General features: G+C 35.5%; 18 protein-coding genes and 2 riboswitches. Of the genes, 4 read left to right on the top strand and 14 right to left on the bottom strand.

The window, feature by feature from the left end:
- Positions 1-28: 28 nt before the first annotated feature.
- Both ACIDC4_RS00750 and ACIDC4_RS00755 read right to left on the bottom strand, forming a co-directional pair.
- Positions 29-1078 (bottom strand): beta-ketoacyl-ACP synthase III, encoded by a 1050-nt coding sequence (locus tag ACIDC4_RS00750; RefSeq protein ID WP_412043936.1) that lies wholly within the window; start codon positions 1076-1078, stop codon positions 29-31.
- A gap of 77 nt (positions 1079-1155) precedes the next feature.
- Complete coding sequence (locus ACIDC4_RS00755) at positions 1156-1989, bottom strand: universal stress protein (RefSeq protein WP_412043937.1); 834 nt, start codon at positions 1987-1989, stop codon at positions 1156-1158.
- 362 nt (positions 1990-2351) lie between these two features.
- Here ACIDC4_RS00755 and ACIDC4_RS00760 point away from each other — a divergent pair, with 362 nt between their 5' ends.
- Complete coding sequence (locus ACIDC4_RS00760; protein WP_412043938.1) at positions 2352-5033, top strand: T9SS type A sorting domain-containing protein; 2682 nt, start codon at positions 2352-2354, stop codon at positions 5031-5033.
- A 153-nt stretch (positions 5034-5186) separates the two neighbouring features.
- On the opposite strand, the gene ACIDC4_RS00765 is transcribed toward ACIDC4_RS00760, so the two are convergent.
- The 3 genes from ACIDC4_RS00765 to ACIDC4_RS00775 all read right to left on the bottom strand — a co-directional run bounded on the left by ACIDC4_RS00765 (position 5187) and on the right by ACIDC4_RS00775 (position 8844).
- Positions 5187-5630 carry a VOC family protein gene (locus tag ACIDC4_RS00765; RefSeq protein ID WP_412043939.1) on the bottom strand — a complete coding sequence of 148 codons (444 nt, stop codon included), beginning with the start codon at positions 5628-5630 and terminating at the stop codon, positions 5187-5189.
- 687 nt (positions 5631-6317) lie between these two features.
- A complete protein-coding gene (locus ACIDC4_RS00770) occupies positions 6318-7811 on the bottom strand; it encodes an aminotransferase class V-fold PLP-dependent enzyme (RefSeq protein ID WP_412043943.1) in 1494 nt (497 codons plus the stop codon).
- A gap of 49 nt (positions 7812-7860) precedes the next feature.
- Positions 7861-8844, bottom strand: coding sequence for a redoxin domain-containing protein (locus ACIDC4_RS00775; RefSeq protein WP_412043940.1), 984 nt, complete (start codon positions 8842-8844; stop codon positions 7861-7863).
- 65 nt (positions 8845-8909) lie between these two features.
- On the opposite strand from ACIDC4_RS00775, the gene ACIDC4_RS00780 reads away from it, so the two are divergent.
- Positions 8910-9044, top strand: coding sequence for a hypothetical protein (locus ACIDC4_RS00780; protein WP_412043941.1), 135 nt, complete (start codon positions 8910-8912; stop codon positions 9042-9044).
- 52 nt (positions 9045-9096) lie between these two features.
- Positions 9097-9196: riboswitch (SAM riboswitch) on the bottom strand.
- Positions 9197-9681: 485 nt separating this feature from the next.
- The gene (locus ACIDC4_RS00785; RefSeq protein ID WP_412043942.1) at positions 9682-10752 is read left to right on the top strand and encodes a BamA/TamA family outer membrane protein; all 1071 of its coding nucleotides are present in this window, start codon (positions 9682-9684) and stop codon (positions 10750-10752) included.
- Between the two features lie 1036 nt (positions 10753-11788).
- On the opposite strand, the gene ACIDC4_RS00790 is transcribed toward ACIDC4_RS00785, so the two are convergent.
- Both ACIDC4_RS00790 and ACIDC4_RS00795 read right to left on the bottom strand, forming a co-directional pair.
- A complete protein-coding gene (locus tag ACIDC4_RS00790; protein ID WP_230037854.1) occupies positions 11789-12211 on the bottom strand; it encodes an MgtC/SapB family protein in 423 nt (140 codons plus the stop codon).
- 257 nt (positions 12212-12468) lie between these two features.
- Positions 12469-12840, bottom strand: coding sequence for a winged helix-turn-helix transcriptional regulator (locus ACIDC4_RS00795; protein ID WP_412043216.1), 372 nt, complete (start codon positions 12838-12840; stop codon positions 12469-12471).
- Between the two features lie 156 nt (positions 12841-12996).
- Between ACIDC4_RS00795 and ACIDC4_RS00800 the strand changes: the two genes are divergently transcribed.
- Entirely contained in the window at positions 12997-13527 is a 531-nt protein-coding gene (locus tag ACIDC4_RS00800) for an NAD(P)H-dependent oxidoreductase (RefSeq protein ID WP_412043217.1), read from the top strand.
- Between the two features lie 83 nt (positions 13528-13610).
- Here the strand turns inward: ACIDC4_RS00800 and ACIDC4_RS00805 are convergent, their stop codons facing one another.
- The 7 genes from ACIDC4_RS00805 to ACIDC4_RS00835 all read right to left on the bottom strand — a co-directional run bounded on the left by ACIDC4_RS00805 (position 13611) and on the right by ACIDC4_RS00835 (position 22472).
- Complete coding sequence (locus ACIDC4_RS00805) at positions 13611-14558, bottom strand: DUF4465 domain-containing protein (RefSeq protein WP_412043218.1); 948 nt, start codon at positions 14556-14558, stop codon at positions 13611-13613.
- A gap of 58 nt (positions 14559-14616) precedes the next feature.
- A complete protein-coding gene (locus tag ACIDC4_RS00810) occupies positions 14617-15846 on the bottom strand; it encodes a hypothetical protein (RefSeq protein WP_412043219.1) in 1230 nt (409 codons plus the stop codon).
- A gap of 7 nt (positions 15847-15853) precedes the next feature.
- The gene (locus tag ACIDC4_RS00815) at positions 15854-17086 is read right to left on the bottom strand and encodes a hypothetical protein (protein ID WP_412043220.1); all 1233 of its coding nucleotides are present in this window, start codon (positions 17084-17086) and stop codon (positions 15854-15856) included.
- A gap of 41 nt (positions 17087-17127) precedes the next feature.
- Positions 17128-18414: a cell surface protein gene (locus ACIDC4_RS00820; protein ID WP_412043221.1), complete on the bottom strand. Its 1287-nt coding sequence runs from the start codon at positions 18412-18414 to the stop codon at positions 17128-17130.
- Between the two features lie 10 nt (positions 18415-18424).
- Positions 18425-19570, bottom strand: coding sequence for a DUF5074 domain-containing protein (locus ACIDC4_RS00825; RefSeq protein ID WP_412043222.1), 1146 nt, complete (start codon positions 19568-19570; stop codon positions 18425-18427).
- Positions 19567-21615 carry a TonB-dependent receptor gene (locus ACIDC4_RS00830; RefSeq protein WP_412043223.1) on the bottom strand — a complete coding sequence of 683 codons (2049 nt, stop codon included), beginning with the start codon at positions 21613-21615 and terminating at the stop codon, positions 19567-19569. Before ACIDC4_RS00830 ends, ACIDC4_RS00825 begins: the two co-directional genes overlap by 4 nt.
- A gap of 114 nt (positions 21616-21729) precedes the next feature.
- A riboswitch (cobalamin riboswitch) is annotated at positions 21730-21937 on the bottom strand.
- Between the two features lie 286 nt (positions 21938-22223).
- The gene (locus ACIDC4_RS00835) at positions 22224-22472 is read right to left on the bottom strand and encodes a hypothetical protein (protein ID WP_065449787.1); all 249 of its coding nucleotides are present in this window, start codon (positions 22470-22472) and stop codon (positions 22224-22226) included.
- Between the last annotated feature and the right edge of the window lie 202 nt (positions 22473-22674).

Genomic DNA, 22674 nt, shown 5'->3' on the forward strand with positions numbered 1-22674 from the left:
ATATGCATAAAAAAACATTTGATGCATCTTATTGATACATCAAATCACGTTTTAATATTTTTCCAACTGTTGATGATTCTACTGCTTTTAGTGCTCTCATCACTCCCCATTTTATACAAGTTGCACCCCATGAAAATCCGGCTCCAAAAGTCGTTATCAGGATGTTTTGACCTTCTTTAAAATCATCTTTAAAATCCCACAGACATAACGGAATAGTTGCCGAAGTTGTATTACCGTATTTATCGATATTTACTTTTACTTTCTCGATACCAATATTCAAATGTTCGCTTACTGATTTTATGATTCTAAGATTCGCCTGATGCGGCACCACCCAGTCAATATCTTCTACAGTCAAATCATTACTGGCAAGAGTCTGCTGTGAAACGCTTGACATTGATTCAACTGCTTTTTTGAATACAAAAGAGCCTTCTTGTTTGATAAAATGTTCTCTGTGTATGATGCTTTGCATCGTTGCCGGTGTTTTTGAGCCTCCTGCAGGTACTAAAAGCGCAGATGTACCACTTCCGTCTGTACGCAGGATACTTTTCATCATTCCGTACTCTAAATCTGTTTTTTCTAAAAGAACCGCTCCTGCGCCGTCTCCAAAAAGGATACAAGTATTACGGTCTTCATAATCTACAATAGAGCTCATGGTATCTGCTCCTACAACAACCACTTTTTTATAACGTCCGCTTTCGATCATGGTGGTTGCCATTTCTAATGCATATAAAAAACCACTGCAGGCACCGTTCAAATCGAATCCAAATGCATTGGTAAATCCGCTTAATTCGCATACTTTACTTGCTGTAGGAGTTAAAAGATGATCCGGCGTTGCTGTTGCCAGTACCAAACCATCAATTTCCAGACGATCTATTTCATAAGTACCTAATAAATTCTCGATTGCTGCACTAGCAAGATCTGATGTTGCCAGATTTTCATCTGTAGCCAGTCTTCGCTCTTTTATTCCTGTTCTTTTTACTATCCAGTCTTCAGTTGTGTCAACCATTCTTGAAATCATCTCATTACTTAATATGGAGTTTGGTACAAAACCTCCTATAGCTGTAATTGTTGCCTTCATTTTTATTTGTTTTTGTTATTTTGAATCTTTTCTTTTGCTGTTTTTTTTTGGGAGAAAAAGCAGACTGCAAAATAACGTCAGAAATTTGGAAAAGACAATAGCGGTATGTCTAAACCTGCTGCCATAATTCTAGTTTTGCTTTTATGTACTAAAGAATCCCAAAAACCATACTTTTGTGGCACCATTACTAATATATCAGCATCATATATGTTAATTTCCTTCTTAATCTCATTTATTACTGCATTTGATTTAACAGTTTTATAGAGGTATTTGACCTGTTGAAACTCTTGTTCGAGTGTAGAACTCAATAATAATCGGTCTTGTTCCTGCTTAAGATCGTCTAATTTTGCATCTACACTAAAAAATTCTACCTCTGCTCCAAGATTTCCCACAATGCTTCTTAACCAACTGAATCTTTTGATAGACGAAAAGCTTAAAGTGTCGCACGCATACAATATTTTTTTAATATTTTGAAAGCGGGCATTGAAAGGAACAGCTAACACAGGCGTGCTTAAATTCTTGATTACCGATGTTGTCGAATTGCCCATAAGTTCCTGTTCGAAAGAACGTTCCGCCATTCCCATCACTACAAGTTCTGCCTTATTAATCTCTATTAAGGATGAAAGTTCTTCTTCTAAAAACGAATAACTGCAAAAGCAGCTTACTTCGATATTAAAGAGACTGGCAATGTCTTTACCCAAAGTTTGCAGCCTTTCAGAAGCCTTGTCTAACTGTTTTTGCATGGCTTCTGCACTAATATGAGAATTAGCACTGTGAATACCTAACTGAAAAGAATTGAAGAGAATAAGTCTCGCATTGGCACTTTTTGCAAGTCCGGCAGCATAAGTAACTGCATTATTGGCTATAGCCGAAAAATTGGTTGCTGCTATAATGGTTGGAGGTACATTCATAAGATATTTATTAAGCAATTATTCCGGTAAAAGTGCTCAAATAATCTTTTCGGGGTTTTAAAAATACTACTGTACAAGCATTATTTAGTCCCCAAACGTATTTTTTGGCTACCGAAGTTTAAATTTCCAATTGTTATTTTATTGCTAAAACTTTATTTTTTTTCCAATGCACCAAGCATGCTGAATATGAAAATCATAATTCTTATTTCACCAAAATAATAGCATTGACAATACACAAACCACAAATTAGGCAACGTAAAATAATTATATCACTTATTTTTTAACATTATATTAATATTTTTCATATCATTGTAGCACAGTATAGTATAGTACTGCATTTTAACTAATTTTAATATATTATTATGCAAGAAAAAATTACAAAACAAAAATCATCATTCAAAAAGCTTCTTACAATGCTGTTATTTTTGACAGCAATCGTAAGTTCAGCTCAAACGTATGAATTCGAAAACGGCACGCGCACCAATAATGCCGACATACAAAATTGTGATTCCTGCTCAGGAAAAATAGTTGGTAATTTAGGTGGTAACAGCAGTGTTTCGGTCAATGTAAATGTAGCTGCAACAGGCTGGTACAATCTACAATTGTTTTACTGCACAGGCGATCCTCGAACAATTAGGTTAACTGCAGGTTCTGCCACCACTATTGCGATTCCGTGTGAACCAAGTGGCGGATGGAGCATTGCAGCTTCAAAAAACCTAAGTATATACCTCAACAGCGGTACCACTACTCTGCTTTGGGATAATACCAGTTCATGGGCGCCTAACTTAGACAAGTTTGTTTTAACGCCAATTGGTTCTTCATCTACGCAAACAATTTCTTTTGGTACAAACAATAGCATCGTTTATAATTTAGGCACCAAAACCTACAATGTAAAATTTAATGGCGCGACTGTAATTACCAATGCATCGGCTTATGCTTTCAGCGATCAGCAATATTTGAGTGGTAATTATGCTACGGCAACTTATACCTCAGAAGCGTTTACGGATAATATTGGCAGCGGAACAAAACATATTTTTACTTTAAGCGGTAATTATACTTTGGGAATGCAGCAGGTTTTTTATGCTTACAACAATAAAAATTATGTTGCCGTACAAGTTGTCCTTACCGGAAACGGTTCTAACTCTTATAAAATGTCGCCATTAACCAGTTATCAGGTAACGCCTAATTTTGGCAGCGGCGACACCAGGGCTTTATTTGTTCCTTACGACAATGATGCCTGGATTCGTTACAATGCCTACGCGCTTAACTCTGCCGATTTTACGGCTTCTGAGGTTACCAATATTTATAACAATACGAATCGTAAAGGTTTGGTTATTGGATCTGTTGAACATACCAAATGGAAAACCGGTATTACCGTAAGTGGCGGCGGTGCATCATCTGCTTATGTTTCGGTGATTGCAGGATGGACAAAAAATGATATTACAAGAGATCAACGTGGACATGGCTGGGTAAATGTGGGCCAAACAAGTTGTGCTTCGCCAAAAGTATTATTAAATGCTAATGATGACTGGCGCACGGGTCTTGAGGAATTTGCTCAGGCGAATGCTGCTCTTCAGCCTAAATATATTTTTGACTGGACAGCACCAAAACCTATTGGCTGGAACAGTTGGGGCGCAATACAGTCGAATATTAATCTTACTAAAGCAAAAGCTGTTGTAGACTTTTTTCATGATGATTGTCCGGCTTTCAAAACCGAAGACAATACACTTTTTATCGATCTTGATTCGTATTGGGATAATATGTCGGATGCTGAACTGGCGCAATTTGTTACTTATGCGAAAAACAAAGGATTTAAAGCGGGTATTTATTGGGCTCCATTTGTAGACTGGGGCAAGTACAATCGTCCTGTAGAAGGAAGTTCGTATACCTACAACCAATGTTGGACAATGGTCAACGGGAGTCCGCTTGAGTTAGATGGCGCTTATGCCATGGATCCTACAAGTCCGGGAACCAAAGCGAGAATACATTATTTTATGAATCGCTTTAAAGCAGCCGGATTTGAAATGATAAAAATCGACTTTTTGACTCATGCCAGTATCGAAGCTGATGGTTTTGCTAACAATCAGCTGCATACGGGTATGGAAGCGTATCAGGAAGGAATGAAATTTTTAGTTGATGAAATTGACGGAAAAATGCTTGTTCAGGCGGCAATATCGCCAAATTTGGCAACGGGTCCGTTTGTGCATGTTCGCCGTATTGCCTGCGATGCCTACACCAGTATAGGCGATACCGATTATACGCTTAACAGTACAACTTATGGCTGGTGGCAAAACAAAATCTATGATTATTTAGATGCTGACCATGTAGTATTTGGTAATGCAAGTATTGGAGAAAATCGTGCCAGGCTTTTAAGCAGTGTTGTAACAGGGACTATTACAAGCGGTGACGACTTTTCTGCTACAGGTCCGTGGAAAGCCAGATCGCAGCTGCTTTTACAAAATAATGATGTTATGAATGTTGCCCGTGCTGATATGCACTTTCTTCCTGCTGACGGAAATACGGGTTACAACGCTGCAAATGTTTTCTCGGCTACGCATAATAATGTGACTTATGTAGCTGTGTTTAATTATAGTAATACGGCCACTACCAACAATGTTAGTTTAAGCCGTTTAGGCTTAGGTTCCGGAAATTATAGCGTAAAAGAATTGTACTCCGGTACAATCAGTTCTACACAAGGTACATTAAGCGTTCAGCTTCCTCAGGCCGATGCTGCTTTGTATGCGATTTATCAGGGACCGGTTTTAAGTACGCCTAATTACAACTGGGGAAATGCTTCGACGAATTATGTTTTTCCTAATCCGGCAACGAATACATTCCAAATAAAATTTGATCATACCATTAATGGTCCTGTTGCCATTTCTATGTACGATTTAGTAGGTAAAGAAATTTGGAAAACGACTACTGTTGCCGAAGATATGATCAGTTCTGAAATACCAGTAAATCATCTGGCTAAGGGAGTTTATATGATAAAAGTGTCAACCGCAGGAAACAAAGCTCAAAACTTTAAATTTATCAAAAAATAAGTTTTAATTTAAACACTAATTTCACGAATTAGCACTAATTGGTTGTGGAATAATTTCACAAATAAGTTTAAACATTTAAAATTAGTGTCAATTCGTGAAATTCGTGTTTACTTTTTATAATTATGCCTAAGCTTAATTCATGAAATTCGTGTTTTAAAATACTACAGATTCCAAAAATTCAATTACCTCTCCATTTGGGCTATAAACCAGACTATTACTAACGGTTACGGCTTTTCTATGATTTTTGAGTTCTAATGTTTCTTTTGCCGATAATGGTTTTGCGCCATTTTTGATTGCTTCATCGTAGGCTTTTTTGGCATCCAAAACGGTGAAACAAATATGTAAAAGTGAATTTTCGACATACGGATCCCCTTGCTTTCTTTTACGTCCCTGCGTAGGAAAACTGGCATTACTGTCGCATATTTCTATATAAGAATCAAATGCTTTGTTCTTTAGCATTACACACTTTTCTAAATTAAATTCCGGCAAACTCCAATCGTGTACCACTTCAAAATTAAGGGTTTTGTAAAATTGTACGGTTCCTTCAAAATCTTGTGCCTTGATCGCAAAATGATGAAATCCTATTATATTATTCATTGTTATTATTTTTTGATATAACTATATTTTTTAAAGATTGTTTGGGTTGGATTACTCAGAAGTTTATCCCAACAGATTTAAGATATATTCTATAATATGTCGCTCCGCTGGAGCTATTGAAAACTACATTCTGATTGGCTATAAATATTACGCTCCGCTGGAGCTATCGCACCGTTTGTCATCTCGAACGAAGGGAGATCCGAGAGATAGCGAACATACGAAGTATATCACATCAGCAGATCGACAAAGATTATCGATTGTGTTCCATAGGAACACCTCATCGGTAGAAAAAAAACACATCCTGAGAAACATCGTCCCATTGGGACGTTTGAGAAATTGTATCTGTAATCTGTATATGTTTTTACCAATTATTATTTATAGAATCAAACGTTCCTACGGAACGTGAAAAAATGCCGTATTTATTGGGCTACCAATGAAATGTTCCGATGGAACAAAAGCAAAGCGATAAGATATTGTCCTTAACAAATTGTTCCATTGAATTTTCCTTAGCTTAATGAAATTGACCGATAGTTATCGGGAGGCCCAAACGACTACTTCACTTACTTTTTATTTTATTTCGGATTTCAGTAAACTTCGTTTGTAACGAATTGCTTCGCCAGTTCGCACTTTCAGGCTCGGGTGCGGGATTAGCTCCTAAAAAAAAGTTTTACTTTTATCATAGAAAATTTACTCCAGCCAAAACCACTCTTTTACCTCGTTTTCTATCGTTTCTTCTTTTATAATACTTTCATATTCATTAGTCGACGTATTGTACTGATAGTCTTTTTGCCACTCTTTATGGTGTAAAACTACTTGCTGAATGGCATCAGATATAAATAAAACTTCCTCATTGGTCATGATGGGATGCAAAGACAAGCGTACCCATCCCGGTTTATTGGTTTGGTTTTTCTGAAGAAGATCTTCGGTTATCTTGTTGGATTGTGCCTCATTGATATTGAATAAATAATGGGCATATGTACTTGCGCAGGACCATCCGCCACGAACCTGAACGCCAAAACGATCATTTAAAAGTCGTACGATTAAATTATAGTGAATGTCTTCTATTAAAAAGGAAACACAGCCTATTCTTTCTGTTTTTAGATCTCCCAGAATAGACAAACCGGGAATCTTTTGAAACTCGCTGTAACAGAGATTAAGCAATTCTTTTTCTCTGTTTTTTATGTTTTCGATGGCCATTTGATCTTTTAGTTTCAAGGCCAAAGCAGTTCTCATGACTTGCAGAAAACCCGGAGTTCCGCCATCTTCCTTGACTTCTATTGAATCGCTGTAATGATATATTCCCCAAGGGTTGGTGATCTTTACATTTCCTCCTCCCGGATTATCAGGAACGTCACTTTTATACAGCTTTTCATTAAAAACCAAAACGCCACAGGTTCCGGGACCGCCTAAGAATTTATGGGGAGAAAAAAAGATAGCGTCCAATTGTTCTTTGGGATCTTTTGGGTGCATATCGATTTGCACATACGGTGCTGCGGCGGCAAAATCGACAAAGCAGAATCCGTTGTTCTCATGCATCACTTTCGCCAGTTCATGATAAGGTGTAATGATTCCTGTAACATTTGAGGCAGCTGTAAACGAACCAATTTTCAGCGTTCTGTCGGCATATTTTTTAAGTAATTCAGCCAGTATTTTAGGATCGGTCAAATTATTCTCGTCCGGAGGTACAACCACAACATCGGCATTTGTTTCATACCAGGAAACCTGATTAGAATGATGCTCCATATGGGTGATAAAAACGACAGGTTTATCAGCTTGATCCAATTCAGTATTTACTCTGTTATGGGCATTGCGCAATCCTATAAAACGCTGTAATTTTGATAACGCGGCTGTCATTCCGGTTCCGGTGGTCACCAAAACATCAGATTCGTTAGCATTAACATGCTTTTTGATTAATTGTCTGGCATGATTGTAGGCATAAGTCGACGTTTTACCCGTTTCGCTGGAGAAAGAGTGCGTATTGGCAATCATTGGGCCTATTTTATTGAGCATAATATCTTCAATGGGCAGGTATAATCTTCCGCTGGCCACCCAGTCTGCATATAATAAGTTTTGAGTACCATATGCCGACTCGAAAGTGTGGTTTACTCCTATTGTATTTCCTCTAAACTTAGAAAAATAACGCTCTAACTGACTTGGTTTCGTTTTCTCAATAACATTCATTTCCATTTCATTTTTAAATTAACTTCTTTACTGCTTATTGTATTCCTAACTATTTATTCAAAAGCGATTTAAGTGTAGTTTGCAGTTCGTCTCCGTGAAGATTTCTTGCGACAATAATTCCTTTTGAATCGACTAAATAATTAGCAGGAATAGCTCTTACTCCATACAATTTAGCAATAGCACTATTCCAGAATAATAAATCAGAAACATGCAGCCAGTCTAAGTGATCGTCCTGAATTCCTTTTACCCAGTTTTCTTTCTTTTTGTCTAATGAAATTCCGATGATATTAAAACCTTTATCATGATATTCTTTGTAAGCGGCTACAATGTTTGGGTTTTCTCTTCGGCAAGGTCCGCACCATGAAGCCCAGAAATCTACCAATGTATATCCTTTAAGGTTTTCAGAAAAACGAATGGATTTTCCTTCTGGATCCTGAGACACAAAATCGGGTGCTTTTTTTCCGACCTGTAATCCGTTAAGCACTTTTACAAGTTCCTGAAGTTCTTTCACGTAAGTGGAATTTTGCTGACTTTTATCCAGAAGCGAAATGTTTTTTGTGATTTCTTCCGGACTCAGTCTATACGACCAATTTCGGTACAACACATATGCAGAAACCAGAGAACCAGGATGTTCTGTGATAAATTTACTTATATCAACATTCTCCGTTTTTCTGTAATTATTAAATAAATCCTGAGACGCAGAACCTTCTACAACCGATGTGCTGTAATATTTAACAGGGCTTAATTTTACTGTAATTGGAGATTTTTCAAGGAAAATATATAATGGACTATCAGCAGTATTTACGCTTAATCCGTACAATTCAGGAAGTTTGACTTTCGTTTTAAAACTGAATTTTCCGTCTATAACTTTTACCGAATCTATTGTGGTAAACATCTTGTTGTGAAACTTTTGCAGGTAAACATATTGAGCCACAGTATCGACAACTGTTCCTTTTAGCTGCACGTTTGCCTCTTGTGCCTGAGTTGTTGTTGCACAAAGGCATAAAGCCAGAAATATTACTATTTTTTTCATTGGGTTTGTTTTTAAAAATTGGACATAGAAATTCCAGAACCAATATTAAAATGGTCTGTTATTGTATGGATAAAAAAGATATGGGATCTAAAAAAGTTACGTGTAGTGCATTCGGAAAACCAGAAGGTGGTTTTCTATTTTTGAAAATAAGTTACATTTTTCCGGACAGGCAGGTAATATTTGTTCAGTTTTCATTCTAAAAAATAAATGATTTAATACTAATGATCTTATGCAGATTTACTAATGAAATCTATCTTATCTGTCCGCGTTGGCGGAAGGATTTAGCACCTTATTTGGCAACAGGTTGCTAAGACATCATCGGGCCTACTCCCTCAGTCTTTCTGGATAAGTTCATGTAGATTTTTTCTACTCTGCAAATATATAGATAAATTCTATGTAATTAGTAGAGTTTAAATTTATTTTTTAAAATATTTTAAATTAATACACAACGAAACCAATTGTAAAAGACACAGAAACTCAGTAAAATAAGGCATAACAATAAAAATATCAATTTGTTATGAGTTAAAAAACACTTTGATTTTATTTGAGATATCCAGTGTTTTGGGATGAAAGTTTCATCATACATTATTAAGAAATGCTTTTCAAAACAAAAAATAAAGTACAAAAATTGATTCTTTCGAAAAATAGTAAAATTAAAAATACGGCCTTTTTTTAGAACATAGACCTCGCCTTTTCTTACAACTTTAAAAAAAAATATTTATCTTTAAGTTTTTATGAAGGGTAAAAAATGGTTGTTCTGTTTTTTATAATCACTTCACTTCATGCGCTTTAGAATACAAACACTTTTTATAAGATTAACTTAAAAGTAAATTTAAAATGCAGAAAATCTTACCTTTCCTAATCATCTTCTTATGGTCTTGTGGTATTTGGAGTCAGACAAAATCTACTGATACTACAGCCTCTAAGAAACCAGAAAAAAATATTGATTTTAATGTAATGCCTTATCTTAATTACAATAGGACAATGGATTTTATGTTTGGCGCTATCCCCATGATGATGTACAAATTGAATAAAACCGATACTATTTCGCCTAAATCTTTATCTGGTATATCTGCGGTTTACACGACCAACAAATCCTATTTTATAGCCACGTTTAACAAATTCTTTTTTAAAGAAGATTCCTGGCGTTTGCAATTTTTCGCAGCAACGGGCAATCAAAATGCACAGTTTTATGTGGATGATATCGATGTGCCTGATTTTTACAACTACGGAACTAAAACAACAATGGCAAGTTTTACGATTCAGCGTAAACTATTCAAATCTTTTTATGCGGGATTTGGATATGCTTATGCGCATTATGACACAAAATACGAAGATGATATTGAACCTTCTTCTGTCACGCATACAAATGGTTTACAGCTGATTATGCTATACGATACAAGAGATGCTATTTATTATCCTACTAAAGGAAAAAAAATAAAATTGCGATGGCTCGATTATCCTGAATGGTTCGGAAATGATGTTAGCGCTAACAAGATTCTTTCAGAGTACAATCAATATTTTCCTATGCGAGGTGGAACTGATGTTTTGGCAGCACGATTTGCGGGTAAGTTTGGATTGGGAAATATTGCCTTCGAACAACAGCAAACGATTGGTAGTGAAGATATCAGAGGATATTCTGAAGGGAAATATCGCGGCGATGGATTGATGGATTTACAGGCTGAATATCGTTATAATTTTAATAAAAGAATGGGACTTGTAGGATTTGCAGGGGTTGCTACTATTTATGGTTCAGACACAGAAAGTTTCAACTGGAAATTGTATCCCGGAGCCGGTGTAGGTTATCGTTACAGGGCTTTTAAAAACGAAAAATTCAACATTGGGCTTGATGCCGCTGTTGGTAAAGGCGACTGGGGACTTTATTTTAGAATTGGAGAGGCTTTTTAGAACAATTAAACTTTTTGATTTTGAGTTGATTGTAGTCTTTGTGGTAAATATTTTTCACGCAGATTTTAAAAAGATTCAGGCAAATTTACACAGATGATTATTGATATGCTCAATCTATTTAATTCTCTTTAATTTTTGGCCAAACGCTTTTATTTGGCTAAAACCAAAATCTAATCTCTTTATTTACATCCAGTTAAAGCTAGACGCTATTCAATTTATTTCTCTTGTAAATATTTTTCACGCAGATTTTAAAAAAATTTAGGCAAATTTACGCAGATGATTATTGATATGCTGAATCTGTTTAATTCTCTTTAATTTTTGACCAAACGCTTTTATTTGGCTAAAGCCTAAATATAATCTCTTTATTTACATCCAGCTAAAGTTGGACGCTATTCAATTTATTTCTCTTGTAAATATTTTTCACGCAGATTTTGAAAAGATTTAGGCAAATTTATGCAGATGATTATTGATATGCTCAATCTATTTAATTCTCTTTAATTTTTGACCAAACGCTTTTATTTGGCTAAAGCCTAAATCTAATCTCTTTATTTACATCCAGTTAAAGCTGGACGCTATTCAATTTATTTCTCTTGTAAATATTTTTCACGCAGATTTTAAAAAGATTTAGGCAAATTTACGCAGATGATTATTGATATGCTTAATCTATTTAATTCTCTTTGATTTTTGACCAAACGCTTTTATTTGGCTAAAGCCTAAATCTAATCTCTTTATTTACATCCAGTTAAAGCTGGACGCTATTCAATTTTTTTCTCTTGTAAATGTTTTTCACGCAGATTTTAAAAAAATTTAGGCAAATTTACACAGATGATTATTGATATGCTTAATCTGTTTAATTCTCTTTGATTTTTGACCAAACGCTTTTATTTGGCTAAAGCCTAAATCTAATCTCTTTATTTACATCCAGCTAAAGCTGGACGCTATTCAATTTATTCTTGTTTTTTCATTCCCTGGTCCGAGATCCTCTTTATTCTATTCTCTATAGTCTATTCTCTTTCCTCTTTATTCTATTCTCTACTTACTTCCTATTCCTCATCCACTTATCTATAGGTTCCAGAACCGTATTGACAATAGTTACTAATGCCGTACAAATCAAAGCTTCGGCAAAATAACCTGAAGCGGCGATACAGCCAATGGCAGCACTACACCAAATTGTGGCCGCAGAATTTAGTCCGTGTACATTGGGACCTTCCCTAAAAATAACTCCTGCTCCCAGAAATCCAACGCCCATAACTACCTGAGCGGTAATACGGGTTACATCGATATTAGGTGCTGTTGCGGCTACTTTTATAGATAATAATACAAAAGCGGCAGCTCCTGTTGCTACGAGCATATTGGTTTTTAAACCTGTTTCTTTATGATGCCATTGTCTTTCAAAACCTATGATTAGTCCTGCGAATAAAGCTATTACGAGTCGGGTAAAAAATTCTGTTGTTGTCAAGATGTTTGCTTTTTAATACTAAAATTTAAAACATTAAATATAAGAATTTTCAGGATGATTTAAATTCTAAAGTTTCGCTTTGTGTTATCCTAAATAGGTTTTGAAACCTGTTAGCTATTCTGATTATTTTTTTAAATTAAAAGAAAGAATAAAAATGCATCTATAATAAAGCTACTATCTTGATATTGATGTTGAATAAATACCTAACAGGTTTTAAAAACCTGTTAGAATAGTCATGGCCGATTATTCTTTATGTATTACTGTTCTTCAGTCTCGAGAATTTGATTTTCTAGTATATTTTTTAATTGGGGCGCAAATGCCAATCCCCATTTATCAATTGCTACAATCAAAGGCATTAGGGATTCTCCTGATTCGGTTAGAAAATATTCTACCTTTAAAGGGATTTCAGTATAGATTGTTTTTCCTAAAAGTCCGTGAAATTCAAGTTCTTTCAATTGGTTTTGCAATACGCGTTTTGTAATACCATTAACAGCATTGATAAGGTCTTTAGGACGTTTTATTCCTTTTGAAATTTCATCCAGTAAACAAAATTTCCATTTAGAACCCACTACTTCCATTGCTACATTAAGTCCGCAATTGTAATCTATTGGTATTTTTCGCTGATACATATTCGTTTCTTTTAGAAATACAAAAGTACAGACAAATGCCGTTTTTGCATCTAAAATTCATGGGGGTTAATTTATCACTATATGATTAATTCGCCCCTTATTGTCGTATTTATGAATGAGTTCCACCTTTGCATTTCTAATTTTAATAGGTATACAATGAAAACTCTTGTAATTATAATACATCCCAACCTTGAAAATTCTTTAATCAATAAAAGATGGATTGAAGAATTAGAAAAACATCCTAACCAATATACTTTGCATGATTTGCACCAACTATATCCGGACGAAAAGATCGATATTGAAAAGGAACAGCAATTAATTGAGGAACATGAGACTATTGTATTTCAGTTTCCGTTTTATTGGTTCAATTGTCCGCCATTATTAAAAAAATGGCTGGATGAAGTTTTAACACACGGATGGGCATATGGCAGCAAAAGTGGTTATAAACTGGAAGGTAAAAAAATTGCGCTTGCGATTTCTGCCGGTATCAACAAAGAAGATTATAGCGAAACCGGAAGATACAAATACACATTGGAACAACTAACAAGTCCTTTTGAGGTAACTTTTAATTATATAAAATCGAATTACAAACCTCTGTTTGCTTTTTATGGGGCAGAACTTCATCCAAATCCTGAAAAAATTGAAAAAAGTGCGGGAGAATATATCTCTTTTCTGGAATCTTTATAAAATGTATTTTATCAGGTAAAATAGATTCATAAAAAAAGCTGCAAGGTTTCTTGCAGCTTTCATCAATTACCAGATTAATACATTTAATCTACACGTTTTACAGAAAGTTTGTCTAAACAAAAATAAGCTGCAGTATTCATTCCATACACTAAATCTGAATCTGTAGAAGTCATTTGGAAAACAAGGTATTTTACTTCTCCTAAATCTTGAAGATTACTTGCATTTACGTTTATCCACCCTGTAGGCATTACCAGAGAAGATCCTGTATGGTTGGCTAATGTATGTACTATAGGATTTGTAATTGTTCCGTCTTCGTTTACTCCATAAATTAATAATTTGAAAGAATCACCTGAAGTGAATGCTCTTGCAAATCCATCTCCGTACAAACAACCGTAATATGGCCATGGGTGCATGTTTATTTTTAATCCTTCGACTTTATATAATCCTGTGTTTCCAATTTTAATCCAGTTAGAAAAACTGCTTTCACTAAAAGTAGTTCCTTGTGGATTTTTAGGATCTAAATAGCTTGACCAATACGCCACGATATAAGGATCTCCAGTTGTTCCCGGAGTTCCCGCTGCAATTGTAGAAGAAGTACCAAAACCGCTTCCGGCCATTGTTCCCCATTGATGAGGTACCCATCCGTCAGATCCTCCAGGACCTGAACCAGAACCGTAATCTGTAATGTCATTTACATTAGACACGATAAAACCATCCCAATAATTATAACCTGAAGAGGTAGCGGTATGCGAAAATGTAAAGATATCTACATTTAAATTTGTGTTAGACACATACGTGTTTTCCCAGTATTTACCGCCGGTTGTTGTGATGCCGCTGGTTAATAATGCACTGGTTAAATTAAGCGTTGATGTGGTTCCAATTGCAGGATCTGTTACTGTTCTTTTTGTTATACCACTGGCATTTTTCGCTACTGCACTTGCATTTTCGTTGCTTAAAGGCGCATCATCATTGTTACAGGATGAGAGTCCTAAGAGTAGACCTACTGATAAAAAATAAAGTACTTTTTTCATAATTTATAAAATTTAGGGTTAATATTCGTCTTTAGTTAATTTTAAATAAGGGTGGTTCTTACTTACTTGCTTTAGGAAAATTCAAATCTTCGGCTTGGGTAAAGAAGTTGGTTACCAAGTCTGTAGCGCCTGCTTCTGCATATGACGAAACATATACTTTAACAAAATCGATTCCCGGTAAATGAACTTTCTTTCCGTTATTATCTACAGCCCAGCTAATATCTATTGATGGATCTTTGATACCTCCGTAACCCCACTCAAAAGTTCCTATGTTATAGGTTGTTCCGTCTCCGTCGCTTACATCTTTTACCGGCAAATATACTTTTGTACCTTTTAGGGTATAAGATTCTCCCATCCATTGTGGATAATAATTATAGCGTCTCCATTTTTTTGTTCTGGTAATAAAAGCGGATGCATTTTTATTATCTGTCCATTTAATATATTCTTTATCAAACTGCCAGTCTTTTGTACCTGGAACGGCTGCTTTAGCCGCATCTGGTTTGTGGTATGTAATTTCATAATTCTTTACTGTAGTCGATTTATGATATTCACTACCGGCGATTTCGTACCATTCGTTTTCATCTGCAATGCCATTTTTATTTGCATCATAAGCAACATATATGCTCGCAGGAGAAAATTTGGTGCTACCGCTATTTTCATTCATTAGAACCGTAAAATCACGTTTACCGTACGCGTTTATTACTGTATGATCAAATGCTGTAATGATAAATCCTCCAAAAGTTCCTAACGGAACTGCGTTTCCTTCTGTAAGATCTGACTGAACTCTTTCAAGAGCTTCTGTTTTGGTTGCAAAGGAAAAACTATCAAAATTAAAGGCCGGAGCAGGTAAATAATCAATAAGCGATAATGCTTTTGAAGTATAGGTTTTACCCGTTTCTGCAACAGTAACTTTTGTAGACGCTTGTTTTACCAATTTACCTAATGTTACAGCTAAATCTACTGTATAACTAGCTGCTTTGGGTGCTATAAACTGTAAGGTCTTAGTGTCACCAATAACAGAATCTTTTACCGCTCCGTTTGCTCCGGTTACTTTTACTGTCCATTTGTATTTTGCAAGTTCAGCATCACCGTATTCAATAAGTACTTCCGGCTCTACCGTTACTGCATTATATCTGCTTACTGTAAAATCTGAGGCTAATTTTAATGAAAGAGTAGCTTCTTTTACGGGTTGCGTATCAGGGTTTTCTTGTTTTGAATCATCATTGCTGCAGCAGTAAAAAGTGCCAATAGCCGCCAGAAATAAACTATGTTTTAAATACTTTTTCATATTCTTATTATTTTACTTTTTTTAAGTTGTATTTTTTTAATAAATGAAGATCTCCGGCTCCTGCAAACTTAGTAGCCATAGAAGATTGCTGATGGCAAAGTCCCATTGGTTCGCTCACACAGTTGACTACTTTTATAAAATTAATTCCCGGCAAATTGGCTTTATTCCCGTTTTTATCTACAGCCCAGTCGATATCAATATTTGAATCTACTGCATTTGCATATCCCCATTGTGGAGGTGTAAAATTCCACAATGTAGTTTGCCCCGGACGTGCGGTAACAAAATCTACATTCAGTTTTGTACCTTCGTAAGTAACAGCAGTTTGAGTTGCCCATAAAGGATAATATTCCTTTTTACTCTTTGATCTTGGCAAATAGTAGGATTCCGGTGAATTATTTTCGCAAAAGATGTGCTCACGATCTGAAAACATATCATTAGGTCCGCCTACTACTACAGGTGTTCCTGCAGCTTTTTTATGATAGGTGATTTTAAAATTCTTTATGGTGTTTGCTTTTGTGTGCTGACTTCCTATTATTTCATACCATTCATCTTCATCAGGTTTTCCGTTACCGTTTTTATCATAAGCGACATATACTATTCCCGGTGCCGGCGGATTAGCCTGATCTGTTAAATCTCCTCCGTATAATTTAAAATCGCTTTGTCCCGGAACATTCACAACAGTATGATCGAAACCTACAATGATAGAACCTCCAAAACCTCCTAAGTCCAGTTGGTATCCAACATTGGTTTCATTAATTCTGCCCAATGCCGTTCGCACTACATCTTCTTTTTTAAATCCGTCTTTGTATAAATCATTGGCAAACATTCCCGGTGCCGGATCAAAATCAAAAATACTTGTAATGTATGGGTTGTAATTTTTGGTCTCGTTCGTTACGTTTACGATTGTTTTTTTACTGCCTTTTTTGTCTCCTGAAGTAACGTTCAAAGTCAGTTCATAAGCTCCCGCGTAAATAGCAACAAAACGTAAATCTTTTGTGTTTCCTACAATAGAATCTGTCTTTTGGTTCACCGGATTTTTAGTCAAAATCCATTCGTAAACAGGGCTTGCAACTTCAGCAGAAGCCGGAATATTAAGGACGCTAAATGTCGATGTTTCGTATTTTTCCTGAAGTGTAACTGCGATCTTTTCTTCAGCTTTATCATCATCATTGTTGCTGCTGCAGCTTGTAAAAACGGCTGCAAAAGCAATTAATAATAAATGGGTAAGGTTTTTTTTCATGGTTTTTGGTATTATAATTTTAATTTAATATTCTGATTTATCTACTTTCGGGTAGGAATATTTTCTCCCAAAAGGTGCAAATCTGTTGCTCCCATTATTTCGGTAGAAGTTTCGCCTAACCATCCCGCCTGCTGGTTGAGACCATTATACACTTTTACAAAATCTACTCCCGGAAGGTGAATTTTGTTTCCGTTTTTATCAATTGCCCAATCAATATCAATAGCCGAATCATCGTCGTTGTTGGGTGCGTTATCGGCATATCCGTAAAGAAATGCGTACTGAACAAAATAACTTCCTGTTCCGCTTTCATCAACCGCATTGTCCGGTAATCTGGTTCCTTTAAAAGTGAGGCTTGGCTGATCTTTAAGCCATTTTGGCCAGTAATCTAATGAGTGATTGTAGGCGTTGTTTTGTGCCAGATAACCATCTTTACCCTGATTGTCTTTCCAGTAGATATATTCTATATCAGTAAAAAGTACAGTTCCGGTTCCGCCTCCGGGAACAGGTACTTTGTTGGGATCTGGTCTGTAATAAGTAATTTCATAATTATGAATCGTTTTTTCCATGTTGTGTCCTGCACCTTCTATTTCGTACCATTCATCATCCGGAAGTCCGTTTTTATTTTTATCGTAAGAAACCATAATAACGCCCGCTTCACTGCTCCCGCCTCGCATAGAAGTGTCAGGATTAGGATTAGCATCTGCCCAAAATGCATTACCTAAAACCCTAAAATCACGTTTCCCTTTTATGTTTACTATGGTATGGTCAAATCCAAAAACGATGTAACCACCAAATGCTCCAAGCGAAATAAGATCTCCGTTTTTCTTGGCGAGGTATGTATTGGCTCTGGCCAAAATTCTTTCGGCCGTTTCTCCGTCATTGGCTGCCGGTAAATCATTTATAAACTGTCCCGGTGCCGGTTTAAACTCAAATACTTTGTCGATAAAAGTTTTATATTCCTTTGTTTCTTTGGTTACATTTACTTTTACTTTTTGCGTTTGCATCATTCCCTGATCGTTGATCAGTGACGTCAGTTCATAAACGCCAACTTCGGTCGCTGCAAATAAAGTTTCTTTGGCTGTAACATCAGAAAATGCATAATTATCAGATGGTCCTTTTGTCACGCTCCATGTAAATTTAGCCTCTGTACTTAACCCATTATGTGCTGTAACTGCAACTATTTTAGACCGTTGTACACTATATTCATTTTCAACAATAGTTTCTCCGATATCATCGTCATTCGAACCACTATCAGAACAATTGGTAAGTGTTAGTGCTACTAATACAAGCACTACGAATCGAAAATGTTTTAAAAAGTTGTGATACATTTTTTTCATTTTAATTTTTAGTTATAAAAGCAATATGTGCAGGAATATTCCCTGCTGTAGTTTTCCATTTTAGTTTGCCTTCGGGCGTAAAGCAATAGATGTAGCCTGTTACCACATAATTTTGTGCATCGGTAATATAAATTTCCTTGGTTTCAGAATTTATCTGAAGTCCGTACGGAATCATAATTTGTTTCTCGGTACCGTCTGTAATAATCTTATCGCTTATTACTTTCTTTGTTTTTGTATCTAATATTCCATAAGTCACTTTATTACTATTGGTGAGGTAACTCCATGAAACACTGTAGTAATAGAGCAAATCGTCAACGAGACACATTCCTAAAACCGGCATATCGAGCTGCATTTTTTTCTCATCAGTTTTAGTATCAATTACAAAAAGATTCGAAGGAGTGTTGTAATAATCTCCTCTGGAACTCACATAAATATCTCCCCTGCTGTCGATTTCCATGCTGTAGAGATTAATGCCTACATCTATCTTTTTTATTTCGGTGAAAGTTTCAAGATCGATTACAGATACGGTTCTGTCGTAATTGGGAACCCTGTAACCTCCGGAATTGGCAACGTAAAGTTTCCCATTGTGTACCACCATTTGTTCGGGCTGATAACCCACATTTACTTTTCGTTTTATTTCTAATGATGTTGTATCGATTTCTGCCACAAAACCTATTTCGGCATTTGGGTCAATCGCTACAGGACCTGCATAAGAACTTACATAGGCTTTATCTTTATAGAAAGCCACATATCGACAATTGGGAATGTCTATTTTTTTGATGCGTTTTGCCGTCCATTTATCAATAACTTCTACTTTGTTCGAAACATTGATTACCGCATAAACCTTGTTACCGTAGATTTGAATATCATTTCCAACATCACCCAGTTCTTTTACAACTGTTGGGTTTCGTTCTGAATAAATATCGGTGGTATAATTTCCTGTCCTGTAATTGAATATATCAATACTGGCTCTGTTCATTCCCATATTACCTTCGTTAAGAAGATAAAATCCCTCTATTTTACCGTCGCTTCTTGGCGCAGCTACACTTTTATCCGAAGACGGAAAAATCGTTTCCTCTTCCCTACAGGAAACAAAAGCAAGGGTTATCAATAAACCGAGGACTAATTTTGTTGTGATCTTTTTCATAGCTCGATACTTATTATAAATTTCATTGTACGACCCGGCATAGGATAATTATAAATTACCTCATATTGCTGATCGAAGACATTGTTGAGTTCTATTGCGCCTTTCATTTTATAATGCTGAAATGCAAAAGATTTCTGCACTGCCAAATCGTGTGTATACCAAGGCTGAACTTCGTTGACTTTTATATTATTAACATTACCATTGTATCGTTTTCCTACGTATACAAAACTGTAGTTGAAGTTCCAGGTTTCGTATTCGGCATTTAAAATTCCGGATCCGCTATGCCATGGCGTATAAGGGATTTGGTCTCCGTAAGATGATAATTCCAGACCGCCAAATTTTGTGTAATCCCTGTTTTCAGAATAGGTATAAGTAAGATTTGTGGTTAAGTTTACTTTACCAAGATGCATGCCCATATTCAAGACAGATTCTACTCCTTGTCCTTTTACCTGTCCCATATTGGTCATCATCCAGCGAAATAAATTTCCTGTTGGCGCTGCTACTATTTTGTCTTTGGTATTGGTGTAATATCCATCAACCTGAAAAGATATTTTATCGAAGAATCCTTTATTTAAAAGTAGATTATAAGTAAAACCAATATCGTACTGATTCATATATTCAGGTCTTAAAGTACTCGAACCAACCATTGTATAATACAAATCATTAAAAGTGGGCATTCTGAAAATACGTTTTGCAAATGCTCTTACATTAAAATCGTACTCCTTAAAAGGTGTATAGCCTAAAAATAAGGCAGGCGTAAATTCTTTTTTATCGGGGGCTTTTGCATTGTAGCGCACTTCTTCCTGAACATAAGTTCCTACAACGCTTCCCAATGCTTTAAAACCACCATATCTGTACGAACTTGCCAAAGAAAATAATGCTGTATAACGCTGCGGAAAAGAAAACTGAGTATTTATTCCTTTTCTGGTTGCATTTAATCTATTGTACTGAAAATCTGTAGACAATGAAACATCCCAGTTCGATACTATACTGTACATGTTGACTGCCGATACATAATATTCCTGCTGATAATAACTATCATCAGATTGTGCGCCTTCGGTTACGGTTTCGCCTAAAATATTGGTAGTATCTCTTGCCACATAATGCGTGTAATCGTAAGCATATTTTGCTTTGGCCTGAAACTTATATCTTTTGGTAAAATCTTTAATGAAAGTTCCTTGCGCGAAAAAATTCTTATCGTATTGTCTGAAACCATCAGAAAATTTATTCTCGACAATCGCTCCCGGAGCTCCTCGATCAGAATCATAATAATACACTTTGGCATCCCAGGAACCGTTATTAATTTTTCCGTAAAGTCCGGATTCAAATCGTAAAGCTTCTATATCGCTATTGTGTCTGGTGGCAGTGGTATCGTAGGCTACAGATCCGTCGAGATTATTTCTTTTGTATCTAAATTTGTATTGTCCGTTTGATTTGATGTATTCTGAACTTACGTTCATGCTGACTTTATCGCTCAGTTTTTGTTCCCATCTAAAAGAAGGATCAAAATAATTGATGGACATGGTTTTAAACCTTACCAGTAAATTTGTTTTTTTATCCCCAACAAAAACAGGACGTTTTGTTCTTAAATAAATGGTCGAGGCGGCTGAAAAGTCTTTTGCCGACTGAAAAATTTCACTTTTCTGTCCGTTGTATAATGTTAGGGATTCCATGTCATCCAGGGAATATTTACCCAGATCAGTGACTCCGTTTTGCGCGTTACCCAACTGAATACCATCGTAAAAAACACCTACATGATGTGTACCCATATTACGTACATCGACCGTTTTAAGTCCGCCGAGACCGCCATAATCCTTAATTTGAATTCCTGCAAAATATCTCAATGCATCGGCAACATTATGGCTTGCTAAATTCTCCAGTAATTTTCCTGAAAGACTTTGTACGGGAATTACTTCCTGATACGGTTTACCTTTTAGAATAACTTCTTTTAAAACACGTAAACTGTCATTAGATACTTGCGAATGAAGCAAATATGGAGCAAGAAATAAGAAAAAGAATAAGAGTAATTTTTTTGTATTATACATCACTGATTTAATTAAATAAACTTCGCGGATGTAGTAATCAAAAAGCAAAAAGAGAGAATCCCGCTATGCAATAGCAGGTCAATTCTTGTTGTTCGACTTTATTCCACGAAAGCCTTAAACTATGTGATTATGGCAGGTCTCCTGACTTGTTCCATCTTTAAACAACCTTCTCATTCGCCGCGGCGAACAATGGCATTAGTAACGTTTAAAGACTTATCTAGAACTTACAGTAGCGGGTCTGCTCAGGATTTGCACCTGATTCCCTTTTAACTATTTTCTTTTATTTTTCTAAAGAAAACAGACCAAAATCTGACGTAAAGATATGATTATCTTTATAAAAAGAAGTATAATGCAACGAAATTACATTTTTAACAATCAATTAACAAAAATGCTATTAATAATAGAAGTGACTTAAAAACACGTTTTTGCCAAATTAATTTTGAGTTAAAATACAGCTGTAAGATTGGCAACGATTTCGATCGTTGGGACTTGGAGAATTGGGTTCTAAAACACGTAACCCAAGTTTGAAACCTTGGGCTATCGTTAATAGGATTAGAAATTAAGGATCTAATAAAATGTATTTTTTTTTATAAGCGATAAATATTTTATTATCTGAAAATTGTTATGGTATCTGCCAAATTTTCTTTGTAGATAAATGCTTTGATAAATTCCTGGACTTCATTTGTAGTTTCAGAAGGAGTTGCGAAAGAATTGATATGAAACTCATCATCCTGATCCAGGATGTGAATAATTTCGGTATAGCCTTTAGAGATTAAACTACCCTTTAATTTAATAATATTCAACTGTTGTTGACTATCCAACTCCTTACGAACTTTTAGTTTTATAGCTTTATCCATTTGTAAATATTTTAAATTATTTGACTCAGATTCATTCTCAAATATAAATATTAATTCGTTACTAATGTTCCTAAAATTGCTTTATAAAACATTATTTATCAACACACTAATAAACAAAAGTTTAAGAAATTGTTATTAATTTTATTAAATCGTTATCTACTTCTTAAATTTAATTTTCTTATCTTTTATGCTACTCGCAAAA

The sequence above is a fragment of the Flavobacterium sp. C3NV genome (assembly GCF_046825355.2).
GTDB lineage: Bacteria > Bacteroidota > Bacteroidia > Flavobacteriales > Flavobacteriaceae > Flavobacterium.